Annotated in this window: 17 protein-coding genes; 4 read left to right on the top strand and 13 right to left on the bottom strand. The window is 62.2% G+C overall.

Annotation, left to right across the window (positions count from 1 at the left end):
- Positions 1–3: 3 nt before the first annotated feature.
- A complete protein-coding gene (locus VGN46_RS02650) occupies positions 4–1,005 on the bottom strand; it encodes an iron ABC transporter permease (protein WP_331640330.1) in 1,002 nt (333 codons plus the stop codon).
- A 236-nt stretch (positions 1,006–1,241) separates the two neighbouring features.
- On the opposite strand from VGN46_RS02650, the gene VGN46_RS02655 reads away from it, so the two are divergent.
- The 4 genes from VGN46_RS02655 (at position 1,242) to VGN46_RS02670 (ending at position 5,076) form a co-directional block, all read left to right on the top strand.
- The gene (locus tag VGN46_RS02655) at positions 1,242–2,009 is read left to right on the top strand and encodes a hypothetical protein (RefSeq protein ID WP_331640332.1); all 768 of its coding nucleotides are present in this window, start codon (positions 1,242–1,244) and stop codon (positions 2,007–2,009) included.
- A 102-nt stretch (positions 2,010–2,111) separates the two neighbouring features.
- Positions 2,112–2,834: an SEL1-like repeat protein gene (locus VGN46_RS02660; RefSeq protein ID WP_331640334.1), complete on the top strand. Its 723-nt coding sequence runs from the start codon at positions 2,112–2,114 to the stop codon at positions 2,832–2,834.
- An 80-nt stretch (positions 2,835–2,914) separates the two neighbouring features.
- On the top strand, positions 2,915–3,355 hold the full coding sequence (locus VGN46_RS02665; protein WP_331640336.1) for an SRPBCC family protein: 441 nt from the start codon (positions 2,915–2,917) through the stop codon (positions 3,353–3,355).
- Positions 3,356–3,510: 155 nt separating this feature from the next.
- Entirely contained in the window at positions 3,511–5,076 is a 1,566-nt protein-coding gene (locus VGN46_RS02670) for a glycoside hydrolase family 30 protein (protein WP_331640338.1), read from the top strand.
- 61 nt (positions 5,077–5,137) lie between these two features.
- On the opposite strand, the gene VGN46_RS02675 is transcribed toward VGN46_RS02670, so the two are convergent.
- The 12 genes from VGN46_RS02675 to VGN46_RS02730 form a co-directional block, all read right to left on the bottom strand.
- Positions 5,138–5,527 (bottom strand): hypothetical protein, encoded by a 390-nt coding sequence (locus VGN46_RS02675; protein ID WP_331640340.1) that lies wholly within the window; start codon positions 5,525–5,527, stop codon positions 5,138–5,140.
- 216 nt (positions 5,528–5,743) lie between these two features.
- On the bottom strand, positions 5,744–7,111 hold the full coding sequence (locus tag VGN46_RS02680; RefSeq protein WP_331640342.1) for a hypothetical protein: 1,368 nt from the start codon (positions 7,109–7,111) through the stop codon (positions 5,744–5,746).
- Positions 7,112–7,555: 444 nt separating this feature from the next.
- Positions 7,556–8,485, bottom strand: a complete 930-nt coding sequence (locus tag VGN46_RS02685; protein ID WP_331640345.1) for an MASE1 domain-containing protein — start codon at positions 8,483–8,485, stop codon at positions 7,556–7,558.
- A gap of 234 nt (positions 8,486–8,719) precedes the next feature.
- Complete coding sequence (locus VGN46_RS02690; protein ID WP_331640346.1) at positions 8,720–10,240, bottom strand: hypothetical protein; 1,521 nt, start codon at positions 10,238–10,240, stop codon at positions 8,720–8,722.
- A 255-nt stretch (positions 10,241–10,495) separates the two neighbouring features.
- Positions 10,496–11,278, bottom strand: coding sequence for a DUF1080 domain-containing protein (locus tag VGN46_RS02695; protein WP_331640348.1), 783 nt, complete (start codon positions 11,276–11,278; stop codon positions 10,496–10,498).
- Complete coding sequence (locus VGN46_RS02700; protein ID WP_331640350.1) at positions 11,275–12,186, bottom strand: hydroxypyruvate isomerase family protein; 912 nt, start codon at positions 12,184–12,186, stop codon at positions 11,275–11,277. Before VGN46_RS02700 ends, VGN46_RS02695 begins: the two co-directional genes overlap by 4 nt.
- A complete protein-coding gene (locus VGN46_RS02705; protein ID WP_331640352.1) occupies positions 12,183–13,238 on the bottom strand; it encodes a sugar phosphate isomerase/epimerase in 1,056 nt (351 codons plus the stop codon). Before VGN46_RS02705 ends, VGN46_RS02700 begins: the two co-directional genes overlap by 4 nt.
- Position 13,239: 1 nt before the next feature.
- Positions 13,240–13,830, bottom strand: a complete 591-nt coding sequence (locus tag VGN46_RS02710; RefSeq protein WP_331640354.1) for a gluconate 2-dehydrogenase subunit 3 family protein — start codon at positions 13,828–13,830, stop codon at positions 13,240–13,242.
- A 10-nt stretch (positions 13,831–13,840) separates the two neighbouring features.
- Positions 13,841–15,532, bottom strand: coding sequence for a GMC family oxidoreductase (locus VGN46_RS02715; RefSeq protein WP_331640356.1), 1,692 nt, complete (start codon positions 15,530–15,532; stop codon positions 13,841–13,843).
- 9 nt (positions 15,533–15,541) lie between these two features.
- Positions 15,542–16,417 (bottom strand): sugar phosphate isomerase/epimerase, encoded by an 876-nt coding sequence (locus VGN46_RS02720; RefSeq protein WP_331640358.1) that lies wholly within the window; start codon positions 16,415–16,417, stop codon positions 15,542–15,544.
- 17 nt (positions 16,418–16,434) lie between these two features.
- Positions 16,435–17,640 carry a nucleoside permease gene (locus tag VGN46_RS02725; RefSeq protein WP_331640360.1) on the bottom strand — a complete coding sequence of 402 codons (1,206 nt, stop codon included), beginning with the start codon at positions 17,638–17,640 and terminating at the stop codon, positions 16,435–16,437.
- Positions 17,637–18,830, bottom strand: a complete 1,194-nt coding sequence (locus tag VGN46_RS02730) for a Gfo/Idh/MocA family oxidoreductase (protein WP_331640362.1) — start codon at positions 18,828–18,830, stop codon at positions 17,637–17,639. The genes VGN46_RS02725 and VGN46_RS02730 overlap by 4 nt, the downstream gene beginning before the upstream one ends.
- Positions 18,831–19,015 lie beyond the last annotated feature (185 nt).

Here is a 19,015-nt window from a genome sequence, read left to right on the forward strand (position 1 = left end):
CGCTCACCGGCGCCGGACCAGCAGGAACAGGAAGGTAGGCACGCCGATGATCGCCATGACCGCGCCCACCGGCAACTGGATCGGGTCGGCCACGATGCGTGAGATGGCATCGGCGATCACCACCAGCATGCCGCCACAGAGGGCACTGGCGGGGATCAGCACGCGCTGGTCGTTGCCGACCAGGCGGCGCAGCGCATGGGGCACCACCAGGCCGACGAAGCCGACGGTTCCCGCCGTGGTCACGGCAACCGCCGTGGCCAGCGACGCGATGGCGAAGATGGCGGATTTGACCGCGTTGGGCCGCACGCCCAGGGCGCTTGCCGATTCTTCGCCACGTGCGAGCAGGTTCAACTGCCGGCCAAGTGGCGCTACTGCGAGGAGTCCCGCAAGCATCGACAGAAGGGGAGGCCACGGGCTGGCCACGCCGCTGAGATCGCCCATCATCCAGAAGAGCATGCCGCGCAGGTTCCGGTCCGGGGCAAGGACCAGCATCATGCTGACGATGGCACCGAAGCCGGAGGCGAGCATGACGCCGATCAGGATCAGGTCCGTGGCGTCATCGCGGTGGGCGGTGCGCCGGCGGCCAATCAGGTCGCGGTGGGCGAGCACGAAGACGGCCACGCAGGCGAACAGCGCACCCAGGGCGGCGCCGCCTGCGGTGACCATCGCACCGGCGCCGGCCAGCATGGCGCCCAGCGCACCCACGGCGGCGCCCCCTGACAGACCCAGGGTGTAAGGATCGGCCAGGGGATTTCGGACGAGGATCTGCATCAGGCAGCCAGAGAGCGCGAGCAGGCCACCGACCCCGTACGCGGCCAGGGCACGCGGAATGCGCAGCTCGTGCACGATGCTGCGCATGGGGGTGTCGGCCGCGCCAATGAGGCCAGCCCAGGAGGCCCTGAGCGTGGATCCGTCGCCGCCAACCAACACCGAGGCCAGGACCACGAGCGCGGAGAGTACGAGCAGGGCCGCCCACAGGCGTAGGGCAGCCCCGAATGTGGCCATCCGCGGAACCCGCGTTGTAGCTGCGCTTCGCACCCGGCGACGCTCCCGCCAAATAGCTCGGCAGGATAACAGTGACGCCACCCCCGCCGACAGGCGGGGACCCCGGGCCGACCGGCCTGGCAGGTCAGGGCGCGGCCCTCACCGGGACCGTGCTATTTCGAAAGCCGGCGCGCGCGTCTGCGGTGACCATGCGACGTACGCCGGGCTGCCGCGCGCTAACACTGCTGGGGGCATCGATGTTCGCGATCGTCGTTTCACTGGGGGTGCTCCTGCTCGCCTGCCTCAGCCTCTACCTGGGTGCATGGATTTCGCGGCACCTTCCCGAGGAGCACCGGGTCTACGAGGCGCAGAAGTCGGCCCAGTTCGGGATCAGCATGATGGCCACGCTCGCGGCCCTGGTCCTGGGTTTCATGGTGACTTCCGCGCGGGCGACCTTCGACCGCGCTAACGACGATATCGTCGGCGTCGCCACCTCGACCCTGCTGCTTGATCGCGCGTTCTCAGGCTATGGATCAGAAACGGCGCCGATCCGGGAAGACCTGCGTGCCTTCCTCGCCCGCGCCACCGCGCGCGTGGCGCCCGATGGCGAGATGGAAAAGATCGTCTTCCGACTGCCGCAGACCAGCCTCAGCATCATCACCCGGTTGCAGCAGAAGATTCTCGACCTGCGTCCGACGACCGAAGCGCAGTGGTGGTTCCAGCATCGCGCCCTTGAATGCTCGGCCGAACTGGCGCGCGAACGCATCCTCACCTCCGAGCATGAGAAGTCCTCGGAACCGCTGCCCCTGCTCGTCGTGGTGACCGCGTGGATCGTCCTGATCTTCCTCGGCATGGGCGCGTTCGCCATGCACAACGCCTCGGTACGCATCGTGCTGTTCTGCGCGGCACTGGCCTTCTCAGGCTCGATCTTCCTGGTCATGGAGCTTGAGGCGCCGTACACGGGTCTATTGCGAGTCTCCGGAATGCCACTTCAGCAAGCCGCCATGGAACTTGGGTCGCCGTGAAAACCTCGCAAAATATTGTCGTATCGCACCACTGCGTGAAGTGATAAACCATGCGTCGCGGGGAGGCTGGAATGGGAGCCAGCAATACGTATGGAGCGATACATGAAGCACATCAAACGAGCAGCGAAGGCATTTTTCATCGCCACGTTTTTACTGGTTGGCATGGGGGCATATGCCGATGACACGCCAGACCACGTCACGGATCAACAGCTCTCCGATGCAAAATGCGCTATCGGCATGGAGAAGTTCCTGCCGGGCGATTATTTCTATTGTCTGGGCGCGCAGAACTACGGTACCCAGCACACGGAAGCCGCGCAGCGATTCTTCAAGGAAGCGGCGGGCTGGGCGAGCAAACCCGCGCAGTACGTCCTCGGCATCATGGCGCTCAATGGTGACCACCAGCCGATGGATCGGCCATTGGCCTACGCATGGTTCACCCTGGCCGCAGAACGCGATACGCCCCGCTTCGTACAGCCACGTGATGCATTGAAGGCGACGCTCAAGCCAAATGAGCTGCGCCGGGCCGACGCGTACCTGGCGGACATGCGCCGTACTTATGCGGATGCGGTTGCCGCGCCCCGCGCTGAAACGCGTTACCACGATGGGATGGCCGCATTGAAAACCAGCGGTGGCAATAGCTACTGCATGGCCGGGTCACAGGACTTCCGCGACCTCGCGAACGGTAAGGCACCGCCTTCGTGCCCACCGACGACCACCGTCGTGCAGTTCATCGACAAACAGGCGGATAACGTCTTCGAGGACTGGACCGGACATGTGACGGTAGGCGCATTGCAGGCGGCATCACTTCCCGACCCGGTACACTGACAGGGGTGTCGAAATCGGCGACCGCCGTTCGACGTCTGGGATAGAGGGATGTCCTCTGCTCACACAACGAGGTGGAAACCATGGGTACTGTCACGCTGCACCGCGTCCTCCGCACCACGCCCGAGCGCCTGTTCAAGGCCTTCACCGATGCCGATGCGCTGCCCAAGTGGCTGCCGCCGCACGGTTTTACCTGCAAGGTGCACCACCTGGACGCGCAGGTGGGTGGCACCTTCAAGATGTCGTTCACGAATTTCACGAGCGGCAACAGCCATGCTTTCGGCGGCAAGTACCTCGAGGTCGTGCCCGGCGAGCGCCTGCGCTACACCGATGTCTTCGATGATCCGAACCTTCCAGGCCAGATGATCACCACCGTGGTGATCACGAAGCTGGCCATGGGCGTCGACCTGCACATCACCCAGGAGGGCATCCCTGACGCGATCCCGGTGGAGATGTGCTACCTCGGCTGGCAGGAATCGCTACAGCTGCTGACGCTGCTGGTGGAGCCCGAAATTCCGGGGTGACAACGTCGGCGAGGTGCGCGGAGAGGCAGGACAGCCGGCGGCTTGCTTGCGGTAAACTGGCTTCCAATAGCCTGCGGGGTTGCCTATGCCGGCGCCGCAGGCGGTAGCCAGGGGATCACGCGTAGTGAGCATGAGTGTTGGGGAGAGCGGCCGCGGTGGATAAGGGAAGCCGGGAAACCAACCGGGTCGCCGCGGTCTTCATCACCTTGATCGTGTTGCTCACGTTGGCGGCGTTGTACGCCCCGCGTGCCTGGCGGGCTGTGGAGAGCCGCAAGGCGGTCACCTCCGTGAAGCCCTTCACGCCAGCCGTCGCGCTTTGGTTGAGCACGGCCGACCACCGGTTGAAGCTGGCCCCCCAGACCGATATCCCTCTGTTCGCCCGCGGCACGGAAGACGCCGATATCGTTGTCGATACCGACACACGGCATCAGGTCATGGACGGCTTTGGCGCGTCGATGACGGATGCGTCGGCGTGGCTGATCAAGAACCGGATGAGTGCCTCGCAACGGCACGCATTGCTGGAAGAGCTGTACGGCGAACCTCCCGACTTGAACATGAATATGATGCGCTTGACCATCGGCGCATCAGACTTCTCGTTGAACGTGTACACGCTGGACGACATGCCGTTCGGCGAAACCGATCCGCAGATGCGCCACTTCAACCTCGCGCCAAACCTGGATTACCTGATTCCGGTGGTGAAGCAGGCGCTGGCGATTAATCCGGGCATGCTCATCGTGGCCTCATCGTGGACCGCACCGGCTTGGATGAAGGAGAACGAGAACCTGATCGGCGGCGAGCTCCAGGAGCAGTATCACGGCGCATATGCCGACTACCTCACGCGTTACGTCGACGCTTACCGCGGCCAGGGCATTCCGATCTTCGCCCTGACCTTGCAGAACGAGCCGCTCTACTCACCCGTGAGCTACCCCGGGATGATCATGGATCCGGCCACACGTATTAGCGTGATCAAGTCGTTGGGCCCCAAGCTGGCCAGCCGGACGCCAAGGACGCGAATTCTTGAATGGGACCACAACTGGGCGGTTCCTGCGCAACCGCTGGCCGTACTGGCCGACCCCGGCGCCGCACGCTATGTCGATGGAGTCGCGTGGCACTGCTACGAAGGCAGTCCGTTCGAGCAAGGCAAGGTGCACCGCGCTCATCCCGATAAAGACACCTACATCACCGAGTGCACCGGTGGCGATTGGCCACTGGATATGAACGGCGAGCTGTTGTGGTTCTCACGCAACCTGCTGGTCACCGGCACGCGGCAGTGGGCCCGTGGCGTCATTTACTGGAACCTCGCGCTCGATGAAAACCACGGTCCGCAGTTCGGCGGTTGCCGTCTGTGCAAAGGCTTGATCACGATCGATTCGCAGACCGGTGAAGTGACGCGTAACGACGAGTATTACGCCATCGCTCACTTCAGTCGATTCGTGCTGCCTGGCGCGGTTCGTGTTCGCTCTACCGATACGGATGCCGACAAGGGTCTTGCCAATGTCGTGTTCCAGAATGATTACGACGGATCGATCGTCATGGTGGTGGTGAATATCAACACGAAAGCGCGGCGTTTTTCCGTGGCACAAGGGAAGATCCGTTTCGACTACACGATGCCAGCGGAAAGCGTGGGAACGTTCGTGTGGAACCAGGCGCCAGCGGCAGCGTGGGTACGGCGCGCACTGCAATGGCTGAATGTGAAATCCCCCTCAGTTCCCGCTAACTAGCGCAGTCAGGCGAACACCTGCTACCTGCAATGACGTGTTCGCCTGAGCTGCCACGTCATGATTAGTCAGCCCAGATGCCCTTGAGCGGCCCCACCTTGATGCCGTTGATAAGGCAGTGGTTGGGATTTTTCGGCAGCGGATCCTTCTCCACCGTGCCCCCAAGGTTGATCACCAACGTCGTCGTGGATGTCCAATAGGTGTCGTAGCCACGTGTGCGATCGGAGGCGATGAGCTGGTCGACATCCGACTTCTTGAAGTTGCCGCAGAGTACGGACACACGTTCCAGTTTTCCGTTGCTGTCGCTCTCTTCCTTTTTATAGTTTTCATCCGTATTGGCTGCGCCACTGCGAACCATCAGCCAGCCCTTAGGCGCGGGGTCGCCCGCAAAGGCGGAGAGGGATGAGCCCAGCAGGCAAGCCATAGCAACGCTCTTGAGAAGCAGGTTCTTCATGGGGTGACCTCGATGTCGTGTCGTGCGTGGCCATGCGGGGGAGACAGTCTCCTTGGGCGATGGCTGGCCAACGCATCGTCCATGCGCCCGTCGCTAGGTTCGCCGGCACGGGGTGAGCGTCACATCGGGTGATGCCTGATATCGGAGGTGAATCGTGCTGAGAACGTGTCTAAGAGCCATGGCGTGTTCTAGTCCCGTAGGGTCCGGAAGGCCGGGTTAGTCATCACGACGTGCGTATCTGGAAAGGCGCCACAGGATCAACGCAAACATGAGCGGAATAAATGCCGCGTAGGCGTCCTGACCTCTTGCCACGCCGGTGCCATACGGAAACCAGATACCCGGAACCCCGAGGGCATTTACCTCGGTGGCAAAGAGGCCAATGCCCACAAGGACTGCGGCGAAAGCTGCAACATAGTCGGGCCATTTCATCGAGCGCGCCACGCCTTGGCCGATGACCCACAGATAGAGCGCCGCAAGCGCGATACGTGCGCCAGCGACGAGGACATCAGTGGCAACGACGACGCCATGCGCCGTGTTGACCCATGGCCTGCCAAGGCACGCGGAAACCACATAAGCCGTCGTGAGCACGGTCACTGCATTGTGCAGCCAAGGATGGCGCGTGAGGCCGAACCAGTCGCGCCATGCCAGCACCCACGATGCAAGCACCAGCGGCCTCAACAGTACGGTGACTGCAATGTCATAGTTACGCAGGCTCCAGTAAGGCGTCCAATAGAAAAGCACCTGGTTAACGCGGAGCAGGGCAAGAAGGATCAGCGCGATCGCCAGCCAGGCATGCGTAGGGTGGTCCCGGCTTTTGATCAGGGCCGTTAACATGATCGCAAGCAACACAAACGCAACGGGTTCGGCGGCATCGACGACGTAGCCCTTGAACGTCTGTAGCCACTGCACCTGGTGCAGCCGTTCAATGCTTTCCGTATCGCCCAGCATGGGGGCGACGTGGATGCCTCCACTTTCATCGCCGGCATCGATGGGATCCATCCAGACGCGGAAAGCGAGATGATAGGTCCGCACGCCCGCAGTAACCGATGAAGGCATCGCGAACACCACAGGTCGAACGCTGTAGACCGATGGCGTCTTGCCTGCGAAGTCGCCCGGGCCTCCGACGCGCGTTCCGTTCACGAAAAGCTCGTACGTCGAATCGAGCAGGGTGGGGCCTGCCAGGGCGAGCGGTTTGCCCCCAGCGTTTTCCACAGTGACATCCAGCCGATACCACGCATAACCGGTGTAGTGGGCATGCCCGCGCTGGCTCCATCCAGTGACATAACCCGGCAGCCCGACATCGCCGTCGTGTGACCCCGGAGCGGGTGTGAGATCGACGGTCTCCCAGGCGCCGTCGTCATAGGTCGGCAAAGACCACCTGGGGTCGTCACCGACATGGAACCGCCATGGTCCGTTCAAGGGAGCGACGGAATCACCCAATGCAATGTGGGTGGCCGGTGTGGCCTCGGTGGCGGCAAGGCTTGGTGCGATGAAGGCTGTCAGAAAGAGGTAGAAGACACGCAGGACAGGCGAGCATCGCATCACATCACATCGCTCCGGGAGGCACTCCGCGTAACGTGGCACACGGCATGTCGGGCTATCAAGTCCCGCTACTCGAGCAGGATCTACGTGTCTTTGATGACACAAATCTTTTCAAGCCGTGACTGAAACGCATGAAGAGGGATTTGGCCGAACTGCAATTAAGGCAAATCAATCGATGGAATTCACATCGTTGCCGAATATGTCTATAGGTGTCGCACTAAATGAATGAGCAATTCAGATCGTAGCCCGCGTTTCACTTCAGGCGCTACGCTAAAGCCTCCCATCAACGTGTCGGAGGCTTTATGCGTACTTTCTATCGTTCTTCCTTTCTGGCTGCCGGTCTTGCTTGCATGTTCTTCATGAGCGTGGCGGTGGCAGCGAGCCCGCAGCACCAGGGTTCCGCACGACAGGCGGAGCCGCCGACCAAGTGCGATAACCCGGCGAAGTGCTCCATCCAGCGGCCTTAAGCGGCGCGGCTTTCTGGGCTCACCGCTCCTGCGATGCCGGAGCGGTGAGCGATGGGCTCCGCCGCAGGGCGCGTGCGCCGATCCAGAGGGCGATGGACAGCATCAACGACAGAAGCACCTGGACCCGCAGGGTCGCCGGGTCAAGCAGATCGTTGGCCGTGATGGCCAGGGCGACGCTCGCGACCATGCCACCCACGGCCGTGCCGTGCCAGTCGTGCCGCCAGGCGAGCCCGATGACGGGCACCATCAATGCCAACTGGGCAGCGAGGCGGACGCCATCGTGGTGGGTCGCCATGGCGAGCCAGACCAGAGCCATCAACACGGGAAGCACCCAGCACAGGGTGTCGCGCAGGAGCGGGCTGCGCCAGACGACCGTGGAGGTCAGCGGCGCACCCTGCAGTCGACGGAAGCGTTCGCGCAGGGCGAGGATCAGCGGGGTCAGGGTGAGCGCACCCAGATAGGCGCCCAGCAAGTAAGCGAAGAAGTAGTCTGCCGGCACGATGTCAGGCCATTTGCCGGGCGTGTGCTGCAAGGCCAGGATCAGGCGGACCGTGGTGGACAACGCGGTGATCATCGCGGTGCCCAAGGCTGCCCACAGGATCATGGACATGCGCACATCGCCTCTCGCGTCGTAGAGCGACCAGCGCCGACGCATGGGTTTTAGCAGGGCCATCCAGAGCACGACCATCGGTACGGCCTGGGCCACGGCCCAGGGCGCGCCGAACCTTGGGGCGCAAAGCAAAGCATTCTCGAGGAGGGGCAGGCCTTCGCCGAGGACCAGCGCCGGCCAGAAACGCACCGGCAGCAACAGCAGGCAAGCAAGGCGCAGGCCTGCCGTGCATAGCCACTGGGGGAAGGAGAAATAAAGGGTCAGCTCGTAGCACGCGGCATATACCGCGGCGATGGCCAGGTGCTGGCCCCAACGGGACCAGTGGAAGGTGTGGGCCATCCTTTGGGTTGTCGTGCTTCCCTTCACGCCTGTTCCTGAGCCCGGAAAGAAGATATGCGGCCGAGCATGCCACGATTCAGGCGCAGATACTTTCGGTTGCGTGCGAACTAGCCCCTACATTTCGGGTATTCGCCGAAAATGCGCCACGTTGTCGCCTTCTGCACCAAGGCCGGCCTTGGGCCCCGTGAGCTCCTACCCTCACGTCCTGTCGAAGGCGGCAAGCAGGTTGGATGCCTAGCTACGAAGAGATGCTCCCCGTCGAATCGTCCACACGCGGAGGGCGACGAATACGAACGCTGCCAGTGTTGCCGCGGCGCACCCGAAAAGCTCAGAAGTATTCGGTGTAATCAGCTGTTTGATTCCAGCTGCCCCGACCATTGAGTACTCATCGTCGACGAAGAGCATTCCCCCAAATTCGCGACTCGGGATGATGCCGCCTATCTCCGAGGCATAGCGCCATTGCAGGAAGACAATGAAATGGAGGAGCGCTAGAGGAGCCAGCGAAAAAATCAAGGACATAGCGTTCACCCACAGGGACATCCGACCCTTGAATGGTTGTGGCAGACCGAGCATCAACGATAAGCCGCCAGCATCCTGAAGAAGCGCCGCGCCCGGCGTGATAAGGCGCTGTCGAAGATAGATCAATGAGACTGTGCAGACTAGGTAGCCTAGTCCGACTGCCCAAGGCGACAGTTTGAGTTGGTCAAGCCAACCGATTGCAGGAAGCCACTCCTTGATCGATAAGGGAGTTCCTCCTGATGCATCGGTCATTAGTTGCTTTAGTTCGGCTAGGCGGTTGGTCTCGTAGGCGCTGTACTGATCCCTGGTGAGGGTTGCATAGGGATTGCCGTCACCGCCAGCTTGAAGGGCATTAACGAAATCGGCAAAGCCTTCATTGGTTCTGCGTCTGTCATTCTCGCTCTGCGCGAGGAAATCAGTGATGAATTCCGGATGGATGCACATCCAGCTATTCGGGAAACTCTTCATCAGGACTTTCAGTACACGAATAAATGCGATCTTGCGATCGCTTATCGAGGCAGTGAAAGAGATATCGCTCAGAGTGGCCACACTGAACGGGCGCTCGAGCAAACCCGTTCTTTTTGCGGCCTGCTCCGTACTTTCGAGCGCCCATAGCGCCTCAACGAGCGGCGTTCTAACTCCCGACACTCCACCCGTAACCGAATCGTGAGGCGGTGCGGTTTCCTGCAAAGGTCCGGCGTTATCGGTGGATATCTCTGGGGAGGTTCCGGACATTCCGCCATCAGAAGGCACGCCGTTCTGCGCCTTGGTCGACGACTCATAGTCTTCGACACTAGTCGGATCATCCCCGGTTTTTCCCTGATATCGACAATAACTATCCCATGTGAAATCGTCGCGATCTCCAACGCGCCGCAGCGCCATGAGCGCGCCTTCAAAATCCCGCCAAAACTGATCGTAGTTTCGTATGGCCTCCCCATACGAGTCATCGATTAAGACTGGCGGTTGAAGCTGCAGTCGCGCGGGCTGCTTTCCGACACCGACTTCATTGGCAAGAAATTCATGAATAGCGTGTAGCTGCGGAAGTTCGGCAAGGCGACCGCGAATGGCGTTGGAGCTTCTGGGGTCATATAAATGTGCTGTGCTCGCGAGCAAATTCAGGGCAACGCACAAAAAGAGCACTACGGTAAGGATAGCTGTCGCTGTAAAGCGCCACTGAGGCGATACATCCCAGGATGCGATATCTGCAGGCAGATCGGTGCCGGTGTTGTCATTCACGTCGACGATCTCTCGCGGGCGGCTAGGGCCGCGTCTGATCTTAAACGTGCGGCGCCACTACAGTCAGCTAAGCCGATCGGTTGTAGGTCATAGCCCGCTGGCCCTCAACCTAAGGGCATAGGTATTTTTACGGACATATATCTATGGCGGGACGGACAGGAGTTGCCGATACCGCGCCGCGCGGACTGGCGGCGCTCATCTCATGTCGCGGATGACCAGGCGTCGCGGTAGATCGCGACGCCTGGCTAGGCGACTTCAGTCCAGCGGGCGGACCCAGATATTCCGGAAGCTGATCGGCTTGGAGTGATCGCCGTGCGCTTGCAGCTTGATCGGCGCCTCGGTGTACGGCTTGTAGGTGGGCTTACCGATATAGAACGTTTCACCGGTCAGTTCCGTATGGTTCTGAACGAGCACGCCGTTATGGAACAGCGTGACATACGCCGGCGATTTCACCGAGCCATCGGCGGCGAACACCGGTGCAGTCCAGACGATGTCGTAGGTCTGCCATTCACCCGGCGGACGCATGGCGTTGACCAGCGGCGCAGCCTGCTTATAAACGCTGCCCGCCTGGCCGTTGACGTAGGTGGGGTTATTGAACGAATCCATGATCTGGACTTCGTAGCCCTCGTCGCCAGGACCCGTCGAAGCGACGAAAACACCGCTGTTGCCGCGCCCCTGCCCTTCGCCGGTGATGTCTTTGGGTACCTGCCATTCGAGGTGCAGCTGATAGTTCTTGAACTTCTGTTTGGTCTGGATGTTGCCCGACGTCTTGTCGACGGTGAGCACGCCATCATGGACATTCCAGTGGGCAGCCGAATGATCCTTGGAGGCTTCCCATTGGGAGATGTCCTTGCCGTTGAACAACACCACGGCATCGGAGGGCGGCGCGCTGTTCGGGTTGCCCGGCGTGACGACCTTCGGCACCGGTGTCCACTGCTCGGTGGCCTTCGGATCCTTGGGATCGGTCTGCGCCCACGCGGCCGACGTACCGGCAGCGAGGACGAAAAGCGTGGCGGCACCTGTGCGAAGGAGGTTCATACCGTGCATATCTTGAAGGCCTCTGCAAACGATTCGAAGGAGTCGGGCCGCGCCGGCATGAACTCGTGCGCGATGAAGCCCTGGTAGTTCAGATCGGCGATCGCCTTGGCGATAGCGTGGTAGTTCAGTTCCTGCGTGCCGTCGATTTCGTGCCGGCCAGGAACGCCGCCGGTGTGGAAATGACCGATCCACTGGATGTTGTCGCGGATGGTGCGGATCACGTCGCCTTCCATGATCTGCATGTGATAGATGTCGTAGAGCAGCTTGACGTTAGGCGAACCGATACCCTTCATCACTTCGACACCGAACTTCGTGCTGTCGCCCTGGTAGCCGTGGTGGTCGACCTTGCTGTTCAGTAGCTCGACGCACACGGTGACACCGTTCTCGGCGGCGAGCGGAGCGATTTTTGACAACCCCGCGACGCAGTTGTCGAGTGCCTGGCGATCATCGATACCCGCCTTGCGATTACCGAACATCGTGATCACGTTGGGCACGCCGGCCTTCTTGGCGAGCGGAATCGTGGTTTCCAGCTCTTTCAGCAGCGCGGCGTGATTGGCCGGATCGTTGAAGCCCATCTCGATGAAGTTCTCGCGCTTGGCGGGATAACCCATCGATACGGTAAGGCCGCTGTCGATCACCGTGGACCATTCGTCCATGTAGAGCAGATCGACACCGACGAAGCCGAGAGCCTTAAGACGCTTGCACAGCTCCGGCAAAGGCGCCTTCGAGGTCCACCGGCTCAACGATTGCTTGAGACGTCCGGGGCCGGCTTTGCCCGAAGCACCCTTGCCGGGAAGCGTCTCGGCGGAGGCGATCAGCGGTGCGGCGCCAAACGCCGCCGCAGCGGTCGCGAGATGGCCCAGCGCCGCACGGCGGCCGATGTCAGGAGTGTTATCCGGCGTGGTCATTCGAGCCCCAGGATGGTTCGGTTGAAGGCGCGGTCACTGCCGCTCGCGGCGAAGTCGTCGAAGGCACGCTCGGTGACCTTGATGATGTGGTCGCGGATGAAGGGTGCGCCTTCCTTCGCGCCCTGCTGTCCATCCTTGATGCAGCATTCCCACTCGAGCACGGCCCAACCGGGGTAGTCGTACTGCGCGAGCTTGCTGAAGATCGCGCCGAAGTCGATCTGGCCATCGCCAAGCGAACGGAAGCGACCGGGGCGGTCGATCCAGTTCTGGTAGCCGCCATACACACCCGAGCGTCCATTGGGCCGGAACTCGGCATCCTTCACGTGGAAGGCGCGGATGCGCGCGTGGTAGTTATCGATGAACTGCAGGTAGTCCATCTGCTGCAAGACCATGTGGCTCGGATCGAACAGGATGTTGGCGCGCGGATGATGGTCGACCGCATCGAGGAACCGCTCGAAGGTGACGCCATCGTGCAGGTCCTCACCCGGGTGCAGCTCGTAGCAGACGTCGACGCCCGCCTCGTCGAAGGCATCGAGGATCGGCTTCCAGCGCTTGCCGAGTTCCGCGAAGGCCTCTTCCACAAGGCCTGCCGGCCGCTGCGGCCAAGGGTAGAACATCTGCCATGCCAGCGCGCCGGAGAACGTGGCGTGCGCGGTCAGGCCGAGGTGTTGGCTCGCCTTGGCCGCCAGCTTGAGCTGCTCCACTGCCCACGCCTGGCGCTCCTTGGGGTGGCCACGCAGCGCAGGCGGGGCAAAGGCATCGAACAGGGGATCGTACGCCGGGTGCGATGCGACCAGCTGCCCTTGCAGGTGCGTGGACAGTTCGGTCACTGCCAGCCCGTGCTCGGCGAGCATCCCCGCGATATCGTCGCAATACGTCTTGCTCGCCGCGGCCTGCTCGAGATCGAACAGGCGTGCATCGTTGGACGGGATCTGCACGCCGACAAAGCCGAGCGATGCCGCCCAGCGGGCGATCTCCGGCAGCGTATTGAACGGCGCCTCATCCGATGCGAACTGGGCGAGGAAGATGCCTGGGCCTTTCAATGTCTTCATGTCAGATCTTCAGTTCGGCCTCGACGGCCCATGCCTTGCCGTTGCCGGCCTGCGACAGCGGGATATCCGCCTTCCACGCGGCGGGGACGGGGTCGTACTGCAGCACCTGCGTACAACCCGGCTGTGAGAGAAAGAAGCCCAGCATCGTGAGTTTCTTGCTCATCATGACGAAGTCGGCCGCGGGTGACAGCGTGGAACCCTTCGGCGCGGCCACTGCTTCCGCGTGCAGCTTCGTGACCAGTGCCGTGCGCTGGGCCGGATCGAGCTGGAGGAAGGGCTTGCCACCCGCCTTGTCGAAGGCGGCAAGGGCGGTCAGGTAACGCGCCTGGTCTGCCTTGTTGTAGACGGCCTTGAACAGCTGGTCCATGAACAGCGGTACGCCCGCGTCGACCGCGCCCGGGGTGTCGGTGCGTGGAATCACGATATCCGACACGGCGCCGACCAGGCTGTACTGGGCCGGATTGAAGAACTCGGGCTTGGCACCCGGGGCTTTCGATGCGGCATGCGCATCGAACACGGCCAACAACGACGGAGCCGCAAGGGCGCCGACGGCCAGCGCGGACATGCTTTTCAACCATTCGCGACGATTCATGGCGATATCCTCAGAGGTTGCCGCGCTTGAGTTCTTCCACGGCGTGGTTGGCCGCACGTGCGGTCAGCGCCATGTAAGTGAGGGACGGGTTCTGGCAGCCGGACGAGGCCATGGCCGAGCCGTCGGTCACATAGACGTTCTTGCAGGCATGCATCTGGTTCCAGCCGTTGAGCACCGAAGTCTTCGGATCCCGGCCCATGCGCGCGGTACCCATCTCATGGATGCCGGCACCGACGTTGGCCTTCATCGTGAAGTGGTTCACGTCGCGATAACCCGCACCGGTGAGCATCTCCATCGCGTCGTCGATGATGGCCTTGCCCATCATCTTTTCGTTTTCCTGGTGCGCGGCATCGAAGTTCAGCACGGGCAAGCCGTACTTGTCCTTGTGGTTGCGATCCAGCGTCACGAAGTTCTTATGGGAGGGCAGCATCTCGCCGAAGCCCATCATCGAGACGTACCACGGGCCTGGTTCCTGGGCGGCCTGTTTGAGGTCCTGTCCCAGCAACTGTTCCTGGACGAGACGGGTCCAGTCCTGACGGCCCGCGCCGCCCTGGAAGCCGAAACCACGCAGGTACTTCTGCTTGTCGGTGCCGATGTTGCGATAACGGGGAATGTAGAAGCCGGTGGGGCGGCGGCCGGAGTAGTAGCGGTCTTCATGGCCTTCGACCATGGCGCGCGCGCCGGTGCCGAACATGTGATCCATGATGTTGTGACCGAGCTCACCGCTATCGTTGCCAAACCCGTTGGGGAAGCGGCTCGAGGTCGAATTCATCAGGATGTGCGCGGTGCCGAAGGTCGACGCACACATGAAGATCACTTTCGCGAAGTACTCGGTCTGCTGCCCGGTCTCCGCATCGAGCACGCGCACGCCGGTGGCCTTGCCCTTGTCGTTGTCGTAGATCAGCTCGTACACGATGGCGTTGGTCACCATCGTCATGTTGCCCGTGCGCTCGGCGGAGGGCAGGGTGGACGAGTTGCTGCTGAAGTAACCACCGAACGGACAGCCGCGCATGCACAGGTTGCGATACTGGCAGGTGCCGCGTTGCGGGCTCTGGTCGTGCTTGAGCGGTGCCGAGAGGTTGGCAGTGCGGCCGATGATGAGCTTGCGGTTGAACTTGCTGTCCAGCTTGCCCTGGAAATCCTTCTCGACGCAGTTGAGGTCCATGGGCGGCAGGAAATCACCATCCGGCAGCTGGGCCAGGTGATCGTTGTTGCCGCTGACGCCGATGAAGTGCTCTACGTGGTCGTACCACGGAGCGATGTCTTCATAGCGGATCGGCCAATCCGCGCCCACGCCTTCCTTGCCGTTGGCCTCGAAGTCCATCTGGCTAAGGCGATAGCTCTGGCGGCCCCACATCAGCGAGCGTCCGCCGACGTGGTAGCCACGGAACCAGTCGAACGGCTTGGTTTCTTCGTACGGGTTGTCGATGTCGTCGACGAACCAGTGCTTGGTCGACTGGGTGATGCCGTAGAACGACGGGCGCGTATGCTTCGGCCAGCGTGCGAGATCGTGCTGGGTCGGCTCATCACCGTACGGCAGCTCCCACGGCGCCTTCATGGCGGTCGGGTAATCGAGATGCTTGACCATCGGGCCGCGATCGAGCACGAGCGTCTTCACGCCCTTTTCGGTCAGCTCTTTGGCAGCCCAGCCACCGCTGACGCCGGTACCGACGACGATGGCGTCGAATGTGTTCTTTTCCATGCGTGTTCCTTAGCGAAGCGGCTGCAGGTAGGCGAAGTCGACGCGGGCGGCATCGAGCGAACTCATGCGGGCGAAGGGGCCCTCCTGTTCGACGAAGCAGTGCTTCAGTCCGGAGGCGTCCGCCGCGGCCATGATCGGCTTGTAATCGAGTGTGCCGCGGCCAAGCTCTGCACCGGGGTAATCCTTGGCGTTGCCGGGTAGGAAATCCTTCGCATGCATCAGCGGGATGCGGCCCGGGTTGGCCTTGAAGTAATCGGTGGGATTCTTGCCGCCCGCGTGGACCCAGCCGCAATCCAGTTCGAACTGCACGAGCTTGTGATCGGTTTCCGCGAGCAGTACGTCGTAGAACACCTTGCCGCCGCCCACATCGGTGAACTCGGCATGGTGGTTGTGATACGCGTACTGCAGGCCCGCCGCCTTGGCCTTCTCGCCGAGGCGGTTGGCGTACTCGGCCGTGCGCTTGGCATCATCGAGCGTATAGGTCAGGTCGCCGCTACCGCCTTTTTCCTTCTGCATGATCGCGGGCAGCATGCTGCTGACGATGTACTTCGAACCCAAGGTGTGGGCAGCGGGAACGCCTTTGTCGAAACCGAGGCTATCGAAATGCATGCTGGGGCACGCCAGGCCAGCTTCCTTCAGCTGGTCACGCAGGGTTTCGGCCGTGCTGGTGACGATCGCTTCGATTTCCGTGTAACCGATGGACTTCAGCGTCTTGAGCGTACCGACCGGGTCCTTCTGGTAAGCGTCGAGCACCATGTAGAGCTGGATGCCCATGCTTTTGCCCTTGGCCGCGGCGGCGAGGAGTTTGGAAGGGGCAGCAAGGCCCAGGCCCAACGCCGTGCCGCACAGCGCGGAGCGCGTGAGGAATTGCCTGCGAGTCACCATGAACGGTTTTCCTTCAATCAGTTGGCTTGGGTCACGGGCGCACGCGCCGCTACCTTGCGATCCTTGAACATCACGACGAACAAGACGAAAACGAAAGCGGCGAAGGCACCGGCGATCAGCCAGATCGATGTCCAGTCGTGGGCGGCGTCACCCTTGGTATAGGCCTGGACGACCGCGCCGGAAAGCCACGAGCCGACGAACATGCCCAGGCCATAGGTCAGGAAGGTGATCAGGCCCTGGGTCGCTGCGCGCAGGGAGGGCGGCGCTTCACGGTCGATGTAGATCTGGCCCACCACGAAGAAGAAGTCGAAGCAGATGCCGTGCAAGACAATGCCGATCCAGAACATCCACATCATGCTGCCGGCATCGCCGTAAGCGAATGCGGCGTAACGCACCACCCAGGCGAGCATACCGACGGCGAGCATCCACTTGACGCCCAGGCGCCGGAAGAACCAGGGGATGAGCAACATGCAGAACAGTTCGGACATCTGCCCACCGGTCATCTTGCCGGCGGCATTGACCACGCCTACCTCATTGAGGAACAGGTTGGTGAACGCGTAATAGAACTGCAGGGGGATGCAAATCAGGAACGAGGCAAGGGCGAACACGGCCATCGAACGATCGCGAAGCAGGTGCAGGGATTCCAGCGGCAACGCATGCTTCATCTCGAAGCGCGTGTTGCGTGCAAGCGGCGGCGTCGGGGGCAGGGTGAAGCAGTAACCCGCCATCACCACCGACAGCCCGGCCGCGAGGAGCAGGGGCGATGCGGTGGCTTCCACGCCCCATGCACCGACGATCAGGCCCATGATGATCCAGCCGATGGTGCCGAACACGCGGATCGCGCCAAATTCCTGCTCGGGGTCGCTGATGTGGCGCATGGCCAGCGAGGCGGTCAACGCCAGCGTTGGCATGTAGCAGAGGCTGTACGCCAGCAGGGCGGCGTAGACCAGGCCGAACGAGGTCTGTTGCGCGGCGACCACGAGCAACACCGCACCGATGATGTGCAGCAGGGTAAGGACGCGGCGCGTATCGAAGAGGCGATCGGCGAGCAAGCCGACGAAAAGGGGCGAAATGATCGCGCCGATGGCCGTAGTGCCGGCGACGGCACCGATTTCCGTGCCGGTGAAATGCAGCGTCTTGCCGAGCCAGGTGCCGACCGTGACGTACCACGCGCCCCAGATCGCGAACTCAAACAGCATCATCACTCTAAGGCGCCATTTCATCCGCGTTTCCTCGTGGTACGTGTGGGTTCGAGAGGGTCTTCGACCAGTTGCCAGATACCGCCGGCGGCATGGCTCTTGAGCATCGCGTCGATCACCAGGCTGTTGCGGTAACCATCGGCGAAGGTGGGCAACGCGGCAGGCTTCTTGCCGGGTGTGGCGCCGCTACGGATCCATGCATAGGCATCGGCGATGACGTTACGGAACGCATCGGCCCAGGCTTCGGGATGGCCCGCGGGCAGGTGGGCGTAACCGCGTGCGGCGGGATCGAGCAGGGACGGATCGCGCGTCAGCACCGTGTTCGGCTTGGCGTGGTTACCGATCCAGAGTTCGTTGGGCTGTTCCTGGCGCCAGGCCAGCGAGGCCTCGCGGCCATTCACTTCCAGGCGCAGGTCGTTCTTGTGGCCAGGAAGCACCTGGCCGACGGTGACGCAGCCGCGCGCCCCGTTGTCGAAACGCAGCAGCACGGTGGCGAGGTCTTCGCTGGTGATCTTGCGCTTCTGCGCGGCTTTCTTCGCCGCGCCGGCGAAGGCTTTGGCCGACGTGGCCGGTACTTCGCGCACGGGCACGACGGTGTGCAGATCGGACAGCACGGCGGTGATACGCGCGCCGGTGACGTGTTCGGCCAGGTCGCACCAGTGTGAACCGATGTCGCCGAGCGCCGAGCTGGCCCCGCCGAGCTTGGGATCGAGGCGCCATGTGTACGCGCGCTCGTCGGTGAGCCAGTCCTGCAGGTAACAACCATGCACGAACACGCTCGCTCCGATCTTGCCCTTTGCGATCATCGCCCGTGCCTGTTGCACGAGCGGATAGCCGCGGTAGTTGAAGGTGACGACGTGGGCGAGGTTAGCGTCGCGGGCGGCTTCGTAGAGCTCTCGCGCTTCCTGCATGGTGGCGGCAAGCGGCTTGTCGGAGATGACATGCTTGCCCGCGCGCAGCGCGGCGAGTGAAACCTCGCGGTGCAGGTGGTTCGGCGTGGTGTTGTGGATCACCTGCACGGCAGGATCAGCCAGCAGGTCCTGATAATTGCCGAAGGCCCGTCCCACGCCCAGTTCGCGGGCCCGCTTCTGTGCGGAGGCAAGGCTGGAGCCAGCAATGCCGACGATCTGGACATCGCCCAGGCGGCGCACGGCGTCGAGGTGATGCGCGGCGATGAAGCCGGGGCCGACGAGCCCCATGCCAAGTGATTTCATCGGTTTACCGTCCTGGCGCTTGTCGTGGTCGACTGGCCTGCCATTTATCCCCCGATGTACCTCCGCCCGCAAATGTATTCGATTACATTTTCAGGGCATCGGCGCTGGATCGTGTCGCATGTACGGAAAGGTGTAGCCCCATGGGCCGCGCTGTCGCAGGGCGGCCCGAACATGCAAAGATATGT

Origin of the sequence: Luteibacter sp. (genome assembly GCF_036500425.1) — a bacterium.
Classification (GTDB): Bacteria; Pseudomonadota; Gammaproteobacteria; order Xanthomonadales; family Rhodanobacteraceae; genus Luteibacter.

Bases quoted from the DNA above. Each gene is read 5' to 3' on its own strand.
- VGN46_RS02695 (WP_331640348.1), bottom strand. From the start codon at position 11,278: ATGAACCTCCTTCGCACAGGTGCCGCCACGCTTTTCGTCCTCGCTGCC.
- VGN46_RS02700 (WP_331640350.1), bottom strand. From the start codon at position 12,186: ATGACCACGCCGGATAACACTCCTGACATCGGCCGCCGTGCGGCGCTG.
- VGN46_RS02715 (WP_331640356.1), bottom strand. From the start codon at position 15,532: ATGGAAAAGAACACATTCGACGCCATCGTCGTCGGTACCGGCGTCAGC.
- VGN46_RS02685 (WP_331640345.1), bottom strand. From the start codon at position 8,485: ATGGCCCACACCTTCCACTGGTCCCGTTGGGGCCAGCACCTGGCCATC.
- VGN46_RS02675 (WP_331640340.1), bottom strand. From the start codon at position 5,527: ATGAAGAACCTGCTTCTCAAGAGCGTTGCTATGGCTTGCCTGCTGGGC.
- VGN46_RS02655 (WP_331640332.1), top strand. From the start codon at position 1,242: ATGTTCGCGATCGTCGTTTCACTGGGGGTGCTCCTGCTCGCCTGCCTC.
- VGN46_RS02705 (WP_331640352.1), bottom strand. From the start codon at position 13,238: ATGAAGACATTGAAAGGCCCAGGCATCTTCCTCGCCCAGTTCGCATCG.
- VGN46_RS02725 (WP_331640360.1), bottom strand. From the start codon at position 17,640: ATGAAATGGCGCCTTAGAGTGATGATGCTGTTTGAGTTCGCGATCTGG.
- VGN46_RS02660 (WP_331640334.1), top strand. From the start codon at position 2,112: ATGAAGCACATCAAACGAGCAGCGAAGGCATTTTTCATCGCCACGTTT.
- VGN46_RS02710 (WP_331640354.1), bottom strand. From the start codon at position 13,830: ATGAATCGTCGCGAATGGTTGAAAAGCATGTCCGCGCTGGCCGTCGGC.
- VGN46_RS02730 (WP_331640362.1), bottom strand. From the start codon at position 18,830: ATGAAATCACTTGGCATGGGGCTCGTCGGCCCCGGCTTCATCGCCGCG.
- VGN46_RS02720 (WP_331640358.1), bottom strand. From the start codon at position 16,417: ATGGTGACTCGCAGGCAATTCCTCACGCGCTCCGCGCTGTGCGGCACG.
- VGN46_RS02665 (WP_331640336.1), top strand. From the start codon at position 2,915: ATGGGTACTGTCACGCTGCACCGCGTCCTCCGCACCACGCCCGAGCGC.
- VGN46_RS02650 (WP_331640330.1), bottom strand. From the start codon at position 1,005: ATGGCCACATTCGGGGCTGCCCTACGCCTGTGGGCGGCCCTGCTCGTA.